Annotated in this window: 9 protein-coding genes; 5 read left to right on the top strand and 4 right to left on the bottom strand. The window is 71.2% G+C overall.

The features are described 5' to 3' along the window. Window positions 1-115 precede the first annotated feature (115 nt). From J1M44_RS01320 to J1M44_RS01305, 4 genes are all read right to left on the bottom strand, one after another. Window positions 116-1,582, bottom strand: coding sequence for a hypothetical protein (locus tag J1M44_RS01320; protein ID WP_206480411.1), 1,467 nt, complete (start codon window positions 1,580-1,582; stop codon window positions 116-118). A gap of 206 nt (window positions 1,583-1,788) precedes the next feature. Then, on the bottom strand, window positions 1,789-3,636 hold the full coding sequence (locus J1M44_RS01315) for a glutaminase (protein WP_206480410.1): 1,848 nt from the start codon (window positions 3,634-3,636) through the stop codon (window positions 1,789-1,791). 62 nt (window positions 3,637-3,698) lie between these two features. Next, window positions 3,699-4,841 (bottom strand): hypothetical protein, encoded by a 1,143-nt coding sequence (locus tag J1M44_RS01310; RefSeq protein WP_206480409.1) that lies wholly within the window; start codon window positions 4,839-4,841, stop codon window positions 3,699-3,701. A gap of 49 nt (window positions 4,842-4,890) precedes the next feature. Then, window positions 4,891-6,027: a hypothetical protein gene (locus tag J1M44_RS01305; RefSeq protein ID WP_206480408.1), complete on the bottom strand. Its 1,137-nt coding sequence runs from the start codon at window positions 6,025-6,027 to the stop codon at window positions 4,891-4,893. Window positions 6,028-6,060: 33 nt separating this feature from the next. On the opposite strand from J1M44_RS01305, the gene J1M44_RS01300 reads away from it, so the two are divergent. The 5 genes from J1M44_RS01300 (at window position 6,061) to J1M44_RS01280 (ending at window position 13,376) form a co-directional block, all read left to right on the top strand. Next, window positions 6,061-8,775, top strand: coding sequence for an ATP-dependent RNA helicase (locus J1M44_RS01300; protein ID WP_206480407.1), 2,715 nt, complete (start codon window positions 6,061-6,063; stop codon window positions 8,773-8,775). An 86-nt stretch (window positions 8,776-8,861) separates the two neighbouring features. Further along, window positions 8,862-10,166, top strand: coding sequence for an extracellular solute-binding protein (locus J1M44_RS01295; RefSeq protein WP_206480406.1), 1,305 nt, complete (start codon window positions 8,862-8,864; stop codon window positions 10,164-10,166). Continuing rightward, window positions 10,163-11,134 (top strand): carbohydrate ABC transporter permease, encoded by a 972-nt coding sequence (locus J1M44_RS01290; RefSeq protein WP_136940703.1) that lies wholly within the window; start codon window positions 10,163-10,165, stop codon window positions 11,132-11,134. Before J1M44_RS01295 ends, J1M44_RS01290 begins: the two co-directional genes overlap by 4 nt. Next, on the top strand, window positions 11,131-12,048 hold the full coding sequence (locus J1M44_RS01285; RefSeq protein WP_136940702.1) for a carbohydrate ABC transporter permease: 918 nt from the start codon (window positions 11,131-11,133) through the stop codon (window positions 12,046-12,048). Before J1M44_RS01290 ends, J1M44_RS01285 begins: the two co-directional genes overlap by 4 nt. A 35-nt stretch (window positions 12,049-12,083) precedes the next feature. After that, window positions 12,084-13,376: an ABC transporter ATP-binding protein gene (locus J1M44_RS01280; RefSeq protein WP_002856613.1), complete on the top strand. Its 1,293-nt coding sequence runs from the start codon at window positions 12,084-12,086 to the stop codon at window positions 13,374-13,376. Window positions 13,377-13,402 lie beyond the last annotated feature (26 nt).

The following is a 13,402-nucleotide window of genomic DNA, read 5'->3' as shown; positions in this document are numbered from 1 at the left end:
GACAGACGTAGCCATGGGCCGAGGTCCACCCCCTCAGCGGCGCTCCCTGCGTCTTCGGCCGGAGTCGGAGCCAATGCCTCGTCCAGCGCGGTGCGGGGTGCGTCGGGTGCGTCGTTCACGCGTGGGCCTCCATCGATCCGAATTTGTCCTCCACGGCGGTCCAGAGGACCTCGCGCGCCGCCCCCACGTTATCCAGTGGCGACTGCAGGGCCGGGGCCATCACCCACATCGAGCTCCCCTCCTCCACGATCGCCCACGTGGCCGCGGACGAACCCGAGTAGTCGCTCCACTTGGACGGCAGGTAGGGGTTCACTGCGTGGTGCTCACTGGTAGCCGCGTCTCGGACCACGAGGAGGTCGAACGCATCCGTGGCGGCGAGGAACTCCAAGAACGGGAGGGAGGGGTGGAAGGACACCAGGTGCTCGATTCCGTGGGCCCCCACTCCGTCGAGGGCACGGCGCACGAGGGAGTCGTACTGGGCCGGGGAGAAATTCCGTGGCCGCTGTCCGCCTTCCGCCGCAGGTACGTAGTTGGTGAACACGTGGAGTCGGGTGCGCTCACGGAGGTATTCGGGGAGGCTCCGCATGGCGGAGGTGACCTCGATCAGTCCTCGGGAGGAGTAGAACTCGCCGAAATAGGCGATGTTCAGGAATTCAGAGCTCACCTCGACAGCGGGGTGGGCCATCCGGTAAAAGGGCCGTGGCAGCGCGGGGTGGTGGCTCACCGTGGCCACGGCACGGACGCGTTCCCGCAGATCCTGGCGCTCCAGTCCGTCCAGCATGGTCTTCATTTGGAGGGCGTTCGTGAAGATGATCTCGTCCGCGAAGGCGAACGCCACCAACTCGGCCAATGCGAAGACGGTCTGCTCCTGTTCGGTCAGCGCACCATGGCGTTCCTCCAGCGCCGTGATCAGCATTCTGGAGCAGGCGTCCTCCAGCACCGGCCCGCCGCGGTGCTTGCCCTCCACATCCTGGGAGAGTGGATCTGAGAACTCGGCCACCCAGTGCAGTTCTGGATGACGCAGCTTGACCAGGGCGCCCGCGATCAGGGAGGGGGACCACATGGCGCGCGTATAGAGGAACTCATATGGGTCCTGCCGGGCGGCCATGTACCGCTCCGCCATGTCGGCGGCACGGGTGGCGAAGGCGGCGTGGGCGGTCCAGTGGCCCCAGTTCGGCGCGAAGGGCAGGAAGTGCTTGGACTTCACGTACGGGGCGGAGATCCGCTCGATTGTGGGGTCGGCCTTCTTGTGATGCAGGAACGAGCAGGCGATCACGTCCACGGACGCGCCGAATTGGCGCAATCGTTTAGAGGCCACGGTGGAGCCTGTGTCCTGGAAAGGGGAGAAGTTGTACAGCAGGGCGAGACCCTGGGCCTCAGGGATCATGTCCTGCCACGGGAGCTGCTCAGCCCCCGGCACCAGCAATACATGATCGCTGACGGCACGCCGCATGTCAGCCGGTCCGTGCAAGAACTCCCGGAGAGCCGCGACCGCGTCATCGGCGAGCACCGCCTCGCCTGCTTCGGTGGCGGCCACCCACACCGCGGCGGCGTCCTGGGCTGGCTGGACCCGATCGTTCACGATCTCTCCTGCCGGGACCTCCGGGGCGACCGTCAGAGTGAGACCTCGATCGTGAGCCCGACGGATGAGGGGTTGTACGTCCACCGGGGACGGCGACGGGCGCGAAGACTGGGGGCTCATGCGGCTCTCATTTCGGTCACGTGACAGACCCTCGACATCCTAGGCCCCGCACTCGAGGCGTCCATGTCAGCGGGACAACCGGCGCCTCAATCCTGCAGCGCGCCGGTCTCGCGGATGAGCTGGCTCAGCGCGGTGAACGCGTCGCGGGCCAGCGCCTCCCAGAGGGCCAGGGCCAACTGCGGGAAGCCCTCCTGGAGCGCGACCATCACCTGCGCGGTGAGGACGCGCGCCGTGACCGGCCCGCGCGCGCGGACGGTGGAGGGCTGGCGGCCGGGCTGGCCCAGGGCCATCTCGCCGAACGTCATGCCCGGGGTGAGCAGGGTGCGGCGCACGCGGCGGTTGCCCGTGCCCTGCCCGGAGAGCTCCACGGTGCCGGAGACGATCACGTAGATGCCGCCGAACGGCTGGCCGGCACGACGGATGATCTGGCCGTCCGAGTAGACCCGCTCGTCCATCATGGACTCGAGCAGGCGCGCGTCGTCCGCGGAGAGGTGCTGCAGCAGGGGTGCCACGGCCGCCTCCTGCGCGTCCCGCGGCAGCAGGTGGGGGGCGTGCCGGGAGAGCAGTCGCTGCTCGGCCCACTGGGCGGCACGCGAGCGGGAGTCGAAGAACACGAACTGTGCGCCCTCGGCGGCGGGGTCCACCCCCTCGACCTCATCCTGCAGCGGCTCGGGCAGGTCCACCTCCACGGACTCCTCAACGGCCGCCATCAGCTCCTTCATCTCCGTGGCGTCCCGGTCCACGACGACGACGTCGAGCCCGTTGCCCAGCGCGCGGGCGAACCACTGGGCCACCAGCAGCCGGGCCGGACGGGAGATGGAGCTGACCGAGCGCATGTCCACCACGAGCGTCTCGAGGGCCTCCGGCAGACCGCGGCTGACGCGGGCGATCGCATCCACCTGGCTGAAGCCGAGGTGACCGCCCAGCTCCATCACGTGCACGGTGTCCGCGAACCGCCCGAGCGCCTCCAGGACGGCGGCGCTGCGCACCGTGCCCGAGGGCGCCTGATCGATCCGGTAGTGGGTGCGCAGGGCCGCGCGCGGGGAGCCGGTGACCACCGACGGGTGCAGCTCGAAGTCCTCGACGATCGTGCGCAGGGCGGCCATCGCCGCGGCGCCGAGGCCGTTCTCGTCCGTCGTGTCCGACTGCAGCGCCAGACCGAGGTGGCCCGGCACCACCACGAGCACGGTGCCGCCGCGCGTGGACGCCCAGCCGGGCTGGCCGACGTCGTACGCCCACCGGGAATCCCGGGTGTCCATGCCGCAGGAGTCCATCGCGGAGAGCACACCACGGACCGTCTCCTCGCTCAGCACGCGGTCCCCGGTGACGGGGTGGACACCGCCGTGCGCGAGGGTGCCGGCGAGCAGGGCGAGGTCCTCCACGGTCACGGCGGCGGCACGCACCGTGGCGATGTCCTCGAGCAACGTCTCGGGGTCGGCGTCCAGGGTGTCGAGGGACTTCATCAGCCACGCAGCGGACCGGGTGTGGTGCTGGGCGCGGTTCTCCGCGCGGGCGGCCGACTCCGTGACGGTGACCTCGCGGTCGAACAGCGCGGAGAGCAGCTGCATCATGCGTGCGGTGCGGTCGCGGCCGCCGCGGCCCTTCACGAGGGAGGCGGTGGCCACCGCGCCCGCGTTCTGCAGCGGGTTGTGCGGCAGACCCGTCACGGCGTCCACCTCGACCCGATGGTCCAGGTCGCGCACGGGAGCGGCGCCGACGCGCTCGCCCACCCGCACCGCGCCGAGGTCCTCGAGGGCCTGCGCATGGAACAGGGGCGAGGCGAGCGTGGCCAGGGGCACGGACGTCATGGATCCGGAGACATAGCGGTGCCCGTCCACCATGAGCATCGCGACGCCCAGCCCGTCCGGGACCTCCCCCTCGCCCGCGTGGGCCGACGTGAGGCGATCGAGGTGCTCCTGGACGGGTGTGGTCATGGGTCACAGCCTAGTCAGTGGGACAGGTCCGGGACAGCGTGGCGGAGGCGTCGACGGCGGCCTCAGAGCTGGTTGCGCACGGCCTTCATGGCCGTGGCCGCGTCGAACCAGTCCTGACGCTCGTAGGGCGGCACGCCGAGGCGGAGCAGCCGCGCGTACCACTCGCCGAGCAGCTCCGGGGGCAGTCCCGCGTAGGCCTGCGGATTGCACCGCTCCATGAAGGCCAGAGACGTGGCCGGGATGCGCTCCAGCACGGGACCGGGGATGCCTTCCTCGTTGTAGAGGAGGGATGCGGCCTCCGGCCCGAGGACGCGCAGCACATACAGGGCCGCGAGGTCGTCGGCGAACACGGCGCCCCACTGCCGCGGCTGCCCCAGCACAGGCAGGTCCGGCAGGGCGAGATCGAGCCCTGCGCGCCGCGCGACTGCCTCGAGGAGCAGCCGCTTGCGGTGGTATTTCACTTCTCCGCGGTGGGCCACGGAGGCCAGCACGTCCAGCAGCAGTTCCGGGCGGCGCCGCGCGCAGACGAGCATCGTGCCCGCCTCCGAGACGCCGGCCACGGGGGAGGCCGGCCCGAGCCCCAGGACCTCGGCCACCGGGGTCGCCCGTTGGGGTACCGGTCCGGTGAACGCCGAGGGAAGGGACGAGGCCTGGATGTCGCCGGAGCCCAGCACGGCCAGGTCCAGTTCGTCCCGCAGCAGGATGCCGGCCGAGGACATGAACGCCTCGGTGCCGTGCAGGTTCAGGCCGAGATCCACCAGGTTGGTCTCCACGATGTGCGTGGGGAACCGTGAGTACACGGGGCGCTCCCGGGCGAACCGTCCGCCGAAGTCCAGGGAGACGAGATGGGCCTCCGGCATGATGAGCCGGGCCGCCAGCGAGTCGAAACCGCCGGAGAAGTTCAACGCCTGCGCCGTGCCAGGCTCGCGGCTGCGGTCCGTGCCCGGAGCGTGCTCCACGCGGGCGCCCGTCATCTCCTCGATGGCGGCGCTCAGCCGCGGACCGATCGGCAGGTCGATCTGGACCTCGTCGAACACCTCACCGCACAGACCGGCGAACACTGCGGCGATCAGGTCGGGCGCCGGGGTGAAGGCGTAGGGCAGACGGAACCAGAGCTCCTGGGCCTCCCCGTCGCGATGGACGGCGCAGGTGATGACACCGTCGTTCGAGACGTCCACGTCCGTGAACGCGATTGCCCTACGCATAAAGACTCCATGTCCCTAAATAAAGATATTTTGACTCAGATAAACAAGATCACAGTTGGCCACGGATTGCCTTCATTGCAAGGCTGGCGGCGTGCCAATCTGTCCGCTCGTAAGGGACGATGCCAAGTTGGATTAAACGGGAGCTCAGCATGGCGTTCTGTTCCAGGTGCAAGCTCGAGAAAGCATGGGGGTTGAACCGCTCAAAGAACGTCAGCTCAGTCTTTTCCACCATGGTCAAGACGGTGTCAGGCACCCCTCCGTCGTACACATCCACCACGCGGGCAGTACCGAGGACTTTCATCACATACAGCGCCGACAGGTCATCTGCGAACTGGGATCCCCATGTGGGGCGGGAGGTGGGTAAACGTTCGGTCGAAAGGTTCGGAGTCAATCCCAAGCGAGAGCTTACGGCTTCGAGCATCAATCTCTTGCGGTAATGCTTCATTTCCCCGGGGTGAGCCACGGAAGCGAGGATGTCATCTAGAGCATCGGGATGAGCTCGCGCCGTAATCATCATCGCCCCTACCTCTGACACCCCGCTGACAGGGTTAACGACTTGGAGGAAGGGGGCGGATGGCATGGCCTGGGTGGATGGGCTCGAGGGACCTGTGAAAAGTCGAGGCAGCGATCCGGCCTGAATGGAGCCGAAGGACACCACTCCCAGGTCCAATTCGTCACGTAACAGGATGCTGCCAATGCCCATGAAAGACCAGCCGTTCCTGTTTAGTTTAAGATCGACCAGATTCGTCTTGACGATGTGGGGGCTGAAACGTTCAAAAAGGGGCCGCTCCCGAGAGAATCGACCTCCAAAATCCAATGAGATGAGTTCACAGTCCGGCAATACGGCTCGCGCCGCCAAAGAGTCGAATCCGCCTGAAAAGTTCAGGGCATGCTGCCGGCCTTTTCGACGAACGATGTCTCTACCGGGCCTGTGCACGAGCTCGGAGCGCGTGGCAACCCGAATCACTTCTGCGGTGTCGGGACCCAGCGGCAGGTCCATCTCGACCCGGTCGAAAACCGTCCCGCAGAGCGTGGCCAGCCCGGCCGCGAGGAGATCAGGTGCGACCGTGCCGGCGAACGGCAGGTCGAACCACAGCTCGTCCTCCACTCCTTCTCGCGTCACGGTGCAGCTGACGTGACCGGCCTGGGAAAGATCGAACTCGGTGAAAGAGATGCTCTGGGCCATTCCTGAAGTCTAAGCGCGGGCACAATGGACCCGATGCCCACCCCCGCCGATCCCGTCGCCGTCCAGGAGCGGCTGCCGGCCGCGCTCGCGGCCCTCGCCGCCGCCCTGGACCGCCTCGGTGCCGGGTTGACGTTCACCGCCGCCCTGCCCGACCTCGAGGCGGCGCTGGACGCGCGCGGGGCGGCCGTCGTCGAGGCGCCCCCGGGCACGGGCAAGACCACCGTGGTCCCGCCCGCGCTCGCGGTCCGGCTCTCGGACCACGGCGGCGGGCGCGTCCTGGTCACGCAGCCGCGGCGGGTCGCGGTGCGCGCGGCCTGGCGGCGGCTGCGCACGGCGGTCCTGACCGCCGCGGCCGACGCGCAGCCCGGCGCCGGCCCCGACGCGCGGGCTCGGCTCGCGGACGCCGCCGTCGGGTACGCCGTGCGCGGCGACGCGGCGGGCGGCGGTGCCTCGGCCGTCGAGTTCGTGACCCCGGGCCTGCTGCTGCGCCGCCTCCTGGCCGACCCCGGGCTCGACGGCGTGGGCGCGGTGGTCCTGGACGAGGTCCACGAGCGGGACCTGGACACGGACGTGCTCTTCGCCCTCCTCGCCGACCTGCGGCAGCTGCGTCCCGAACTCGCGCTCGTGGCCATGTCCGCCACCGTGGACGCGGCGGCCCTGGCGGCCCGCTGGGCCCGCGGCATGGGGGAGGAGGCGCCCCTGCCCGTGGTCTCCACCCCGGCCGTGCTGCACCCGCTGCGCGAGGAGCACGCCCCGTTCCGCGGCCACCGCCTCACCGCCGAGGGCTGCGTGGACCGGGCGTTCCTCGACCACGTCGCGGCCACGGCCGCGCGCGCCCACGCCGCGGCGCTCGACGCCGACCCGACCGTGGACGCCCTCGTCTTCCTGCCCGGCGTGGCCGAGGTCGAGGCCGTCGCGGGCCGCGTCGCCGCGCTCGCCCCGGACACCGAGGTCCGCGTCCTGCACGGCCGCCAGGAACCCGCCGACCAGGACGCCGCGCTCGCCGGCCGCGCCGACCCCACCGTGCCGCGCGTCGTCGTCGCGACGGCGGTCGCCGAGTCCTCGCTGACCGTGCCAGGGGTGCGCCTCGTCATCGACTCGGGCCTGGCCCGCGAGCCGCGCCGGGACCGGGGGCGGGGCATGGCCGGGCTCGTCACCGTCCAGGCCTCGCGCGCCGCCGCCGGCCAGCGTGCGGGCCGCGCCGCCCGCCTCGGCCCCGGCACGGTGGTCCGCTGCCACACCGCCGCGGCCCTGGGCGCCGCGCCCGCAGCACCGACGCCGGCCCTCGCCGTCGTCGACCTCGCGCCGGTGGCCCTGGCGTTCGCGGCGTGGGGCGCCCCGGGCGGCCGTGGGCTGACCCTGCCCGAGGACCCGCCGGCCGACGCGATGGCCGCCGCCGAGCGGACGCTCGCCTCCCTCGGCGCGGTGGACGCGGACGGGCGCATCACCCCGCACGGCGCCGTCCTGGCCGAGCTGCCCCTGGACCCGTCGCTCGGCCACGCCCTCCTGCGGGCGGCACCGCTGACGGGGCCCCGCCCCGCGGCCGAGGCGACGGCGGCCCTCGCCCTGGACCTGCGCGCCCCCGGCGCCGACCTCGAGGCGCTGGTCGCGGCCCTGCGGGACGGCCGGCACCCGGAGGCCGGGCGGTGGCGCCGGGAGGCGGATCGGCTCGAGCGCCTGGCCCGTCGGCACGCGCAGCACTCCCCGGGGCCGCGGGGGCCGGACGGGCCCGGGCCCGAGGCGGCGACCGCGCGGCGGCACCCCGCCGGTTTCGTGGCCGCCCTGGCCTTCCCCGCGTGGATCGCCCGACGCGCGGGGGAGGAGGGGGCATACCTGCTTGCCTCCGGCACCCGCGCGGCCCTGCCCCGCGACGCCGCCGGCGGCGGCCTGGCGGGGCAGGAGTGGCTGGCCGTGGCCGAGGTCGCCCGCGTGGCCGGGGACGCGGCTGGCACCGGTGCCGCGATCCGCGCGGCCGCGCCGATCGACCGGCCGCTGGCGGAACTCGCCGGCGCAGGCCTGCGGCGCACCGAGGACACCGCCGACTGGCGCGGGGACCGGCTCACCGGCCGCCGCGTGGACCGGCTGGGCGCGCTCGTGCTGGCGGAGACGCCGGCACCCGTCTCCCCCGACGCCGCCGCGCAGGCCGTGCGCGACGCGCTCGCCGCCGACGGCCTCGCCCGGTTCGACCCGCGCGGCCGGGCCGAACACCTGCGCCGCCGAGTGCACCTGCTCCACCGCGTCCTCGGCGCCCCGTGGCCGGACCTCTCGGACACGGCGCTGCCCGGCCTGGACGCGCTGGTCGACGGGCTCGCCGCCGACCTGGCCGCGGGACGGCCCCTCGCTCGCCTGGACGCCGAGGCGCTGCTGCGCGGCGCCCTGCCCTGGCCGGAGGCGGGCCGGCTGGACGAGCTCGCCCCCGAGCGCCTGCCCGTGCCGAGCGGGCGCGGCGTCGTCGTGGACTACCCGGCCGTCCACGAGGACACCCCGCCCGTGGTCGCCGCCAAGCTGCAGGAGTTCTTCGGGGCGCGTGTCACCCCCGCCGTGGCGGACGGTCGTGAGCCGGTGGTCCTGCACCTGCTCTCCCCGGCAGGCCGCCCACTCGCCGTGACCGCCGACCTGCCGTCCTTCTGGGCCGGCCCCTACGCGCAGGTCCGCGCCGAGAACCGCGGGCGATACCCCAAGCACCCGTGGCCCGAGGATCCCGCCGCCGCGGAGCCGACCGCCCGGACGAACCGCCGCGCCCGCTGAGGAAGGGGCCCGCGAAACGTGCAGGAATCGCTCCGATGCGTGATGATGGCCGTCACATCCGACTCGCATCGAATGAGGTTCCACTTGTGAGACACGACACGCGGGCACGTCAACGGCGCCGGGCCACGCTGGCCGGCGCCGTCGCTGCGGGCGCGCTCATCCTGGCCGGGTGTGCCCCGGCCGAGCAGACGCCCACCCTGACCTGGTACACCAACCCCGACGACGGCGGGCAGGCGAAGATCGCCGCCCAATGCACCGACGCCGCGAACGGGCGGTACAGGATCGAGACGTCCATGCTTCCGACGGACGCCGGCTCCCAGCGCGAGCAGCTGACCCGCCGCCTCGCCGCGGGCGACACGTCGATGGACATCATGTCCCTCGACCCGCCGTTCGTCCCCGAGCTCGCCGAGCCCGGCTTCCTGGCCCCCGTGCCGGAGGAGATGCAGGCGTACGCGAAGGACAACGCCCTGGAGGGCGCCCTCGCGGCCGCCAGCTGGAAGGACGAGCTCGTCACGGTCCCGTTCTGGGCCAACACGCAGCTGCTCTGGTACCGCAAGTCGGTCGCCGAGGCCGCGGGGCTGGACATGTCCCAGCCCGTCACGTGGGACCAGCTGATCGAGGCCGCCCGCAGCCAGGACAAGGACCTGGCCGTCCAGGGTGCCCGCGCCGAGTCCATGACCGTGTGGCTCAACGCGCTCATCGAGGGCGGCGGGGAGCAGATCATCCCCAACGCCGAGGCGCCCACGGACGAGGTCACCACCAACCTCGACTCCGAGGCCGGCCGCACGGCCGCCCGGATCATCTCCACGATCGGCAAGGAGGGCCTCGGCAGCGCGGGCCTGCCGACCCAGGACGAGAACGCCTCCATGCTGCTCTTCCAGGGCAAGAACGGCTCGTTCATGGTCAACTGGCCGTTCGTCTGGCCGGCCACCCTCGGCTCCGTGGAGGAGGGCACGCTGCCGGAGGACCTGCCCGAGGACATCGGCTGGGCCGTCTACCCCCGCACCGCCGAGGACAAGGACGCCGCGCCGCCCGTGGGCGGCATCAACCTGGGGGTGGGGGCGAAGTCCGAGCACCAGGACCTCGCCTGGGACGCGATCTCCTGCATCACCACCACCGAGCACCAGAGCCAGTACTTCGTCGAGAACGGCAACCCGCCCGCCGACCCGGCGGCCTACGACGCCCCCGAGGTGACTGAGAAGTTCCCCATGGCGGACACCATCCGGGAGTCCCTCGAGCTCGGCGCCCCGCGTCCGCAGACCCCGTACTACAACGAGGTCTCCACCGCGATCCAGCAGCGCTACGCGCCGCCGTCGGGCGTCTCCGAGTCCACCCCCGCCGAGACCGACGACTTCATCCAGGAAGTCCTGAGAGGGGAGCGTCTGCTGTGAGCCACGTCGACACCGCACCCGCCGCATCCACCCCGCGCGCCGTAAAGGGTCGCCGCCCCCGCCGGGTGAAGTCCCAGCGCGCGAAGTCCGAGGCGCGTCTCGGCTGGCTCCTGGCCGGCCCCGCGTTCTTCGTGATGCTGTTCGTGGTTCTGTACCCGATCCTGCAGGCCCTCTACGACTCGCTGTTCAAGTACCGGCTCACCGCGCCGGGCGACCGCGAGTTCGTGGGCCTGGGCAACTACGGCGTGATCCTCACGGACCCCGTGTTCTGGAAGGACCTCGGGGTGACCCTGCTGATCACCGTGGTGACCGTGGTGGTCGAGCTCATCCTCGGCTTCCTGCTGGCCCTGGCCATGCACCACGCCATCAAGCAGACCCGCGGCCTGATCCGCACGATCATCCTGGTGCCGTACGGCATCATCACCGTGGTCTCCGCGTTCGCGTGGTTCTACATGTTCTCGATCGACTCGGGCTACATCAACGCCTGGTTCGAGTGGCTGCCGGGCGTCGACGCGGACCTGAACTGGTTCGCGCAGAGCAGCACCGCGCTGTTCGTGATCATGCTCTCCGAGATCTGGAAGACCACGCCGTTCATCTCCCTGCTCCTGCTGGCCGGCCTGGCCCAGGTGCCGGGCGACCTCACGGAGGCCGCCGCCGTCGACGGCGCCTCGTGGTGGCAGCGGATGAAGCTGGTCATCCTGCCGAACATGAAGGCCTCGATCATGGTGGCCGTCCTGTTCCGCGCGATGGACGCGTTCCGCATCTTCGACTCCATCTACATCATGACCAACGGCGCCTACGGCACCGAGGTCCTCTCGCTGCTGGCCTACCGCACGTCCATCGGCCGGCTCGAGATCGGCATGGGTTCGGCGGTCTCCGTGATCCTGTTCCTGTGCGTGGCCCTCATGGCGGTCATCGCCGTCAAGGGCTTCAAGGTGGACCTGGCCGACCGAGGAGGTTCCAAGTGAGCACCGCCGCATCCGCTCCCGCCCCCGAGGGCCGCGCCCCCGAGGGCCGCGGACCCGAGGCCCGCGCGCCCCACCGTCGCGGCACCGGGAAGGCCACCGCGCTGTGGTGGATCCTCACCGTCGTGATCGGCGTGTGGTGCCTCTTCCCGCTGTTCTCGATCTTCGCGACCAGCTTCAAGACGCCCGCCGACCTCGCCAACGGCAAGCTGTTGCCCACCCAGTGGTCCACGGTGAACTACGAGGAGATCTTCGTGGGCGGCTCGCGCGAGCTGTTCCTCACCGCGCTGCGCAACTCGATCGGCATCACCGTGATCGCCACGATCATCGCCGTCATCCTGGCCACGCTGTGCGCCTACGCGATCGCCCGCCTGGACTTCCCGGGCAAGCGGCTCGTGCTCACGGTGTCCCTGATGGTCTCGATGTTCCCCGTCATCTCCCTGGTGACGCCGCTGTTCAACATGTGGCGCACCCTCGGGCTGTACGACACGTGGATCGGCCTGATCATCCCCTACCTGTCCCTGACCCTGCCGATCTCCATCTGGACCCTGGCCGCGTTCTTCCGCCAGATCCCGTGGGAGCTCGACCAGGCCGCGCAGGTGGACGGCGCGACCCCGCTCGAGGCGTTCCGCAAGGTGATCGTCCCGCTGGCCGCCCCCGGCGTCTTCACGACGGCGATCATCGCCTTCTTCATCGCCTGGAACGACTTCGTGTTCGGCATCTCCCTGACCTCCACCGAGACCGCGCGCACCGTGCCCGCCGCCCTGGCCTTCTTCACCGGCGCCTCGCAGTTCGAGTCGCCGACCGGGGCCATCTCGGCGGCCGCGATCATCGTGACCATCCCGATCGTGATCCTGGTGCTGGCGTTCCAGCGGCAGATCGTGGCCGGCCTGACCAACGGCGCGGTGAAGGGCTGAGGCCCGCGCACGAGACCTCCCGAAAGGACCCCCCGATGGCCTCCATCACCCTGAACCACATCGACAAGACCTACGACGACGGCTTCCACGCCATCAAGGACGTGAACCTGGAGATCGAGGACGGCGAGTTCGTCATCCTCGTGGGCCCCTCCGGCTCCGGCAAGTCCACGCTGCTGCGCATGATCGTGGGCCTCGAGGACATCACGGACGGCGAGATGCTGATCGACGGCCGCCGCGTGAACGAGGCGGCCCCCAAGGACCGCAACCTCGCGATGGTGTTCCAGAACTACGCGCTGTACCCGCACCTGACGGTGTACGAGAACATCGCCTTCCCGCTGCGGCTGATCAAGGAGAACAAGCCCTCCGAGGAGGAGATCGACCGCAAGGTGCGCGACGCCGCCCGCGTGCTCGAGCTCGAGGACCACCTCGAGCGCAAGCCCGGCAACCTCTCCGGCGGCCAGCGTCAGCGCGTGGCCATGGGCCGGGCGATCGTGCGCGAGGCGGACGCGTTCCTCTTCGACGAGCCGCTGTCCAACCTGGACGCCAAGCTGCGTGGGCAGATGCGCGCGGAGATCTCGCAGCTGCAGCGCCGCCTGGCCACCACCTCCGTCTACGTGACGCACGACCAGACCGAGGCCATGACCCTGGGCGACCGGGTGGCCGTGCTCAAGAAGGGCGAGCTGCAGCAGGTGGCCAGCCCGCGCGAGCTCTACGAGCAGCCGCTCAACCTGTTCGTGGCCGGCTTCATCGGCTCGCCGTCGATGAACTTCCTGCCCGCCTCGCTGAAGCAGAAGGAGGGCGGCCACGTGCTGTCCTCGCCGATCGGTGACATCCCGGTGCCGCCCGAGAAGGCCCGCGCCGCCGAGGGGCGGGACATCGTGTTCCTCGGCCTGCGGCCGGAGTTCTTCGAGGACGCCGAGCTGGTGGAGGACAGCCGCCGCGACCAGGGCTCCACCTTCGACGCGACGCTCACGCACCTGGAGTGGCTCGGCCACGAGCAGTACGGCTACATCGAGTTCGATCCGGACCCGGCCGTGGCCGAGATGCTCTCCTCGCTGGCCAAGGACCTGGACGCGGACGAGCTGCGCCCCGTCGTCGTGGCCACCCTCTCCGGCGAGTCCCGCGCCCGGCCGGGCACGCCGACCCGCCTGTGGGTGGACACCACCCGCGTGCACCTGTTCGACCCGACCACCGGTGAGAACCTCACCCGCGACCCCGAGGTCGGCGCGGAGCTGACCCGCCGGGCCGCCGAGGAGCGCCGCCGCCAGATCGAGATGGCCACCGAGCGCGATGCCGCCGAACGCGAGGCGGACGCGCCGCGCCGCTGAGCCGGCACCGCGGACGCCGGGGGCGG

The sequence above is a fragment of the Micrococcus sp. KRD128 genome (assembly GCF_017168395.1).
Lineage (GTDB): Bacteria > Actinomycetota > Actinomycetes > Actinomycetales > Micrococcaceae > Micrococcus > Micrococcus luteus.
The sequence above is the reverse complement of the archived record's forward strand: the minus strand, read 5'-3'. Positions and strand labels throughout refer to the sequence as shown.

Coding starts and splice junctions, on each gene's coding strand:
- J1M44_RS01315 (WP_206480410.1), bottom strand. CDS start 3,636: ATGACCACACCCGTCCAGGAGCACCTCGATCGCCTCACGTCGGCCCAC.
- J1M44_RS01300 (WP_206480407.1), top strand. CDS start 6,061: ATGCCCACCCCCGCCGATCCCGTCGCCGTCCAGGAGCGGCTGCCGGCC.
- J1M44_RS01280 (WP_002856613.1), top strand. CDS start 12,084: ATGGCCTCCATCACCCTGAACCACATCGACAAGACCTACGACGACGGC.
- J1M44_RS01310 (WP_206480409.1), bottom strand. CDS start 4,841: ATGCGTAGGGCAATCGCGTTCACGGACGTGGACGTCTCGAACGACGGT.
- J1M44_RS01305 (WP_206480408.1), bottom strand. CDS start 6,027: ATGGCCCAGAGCATCTCTTTCACCGAGTTCGATCTTTCCCAGGCCGGT.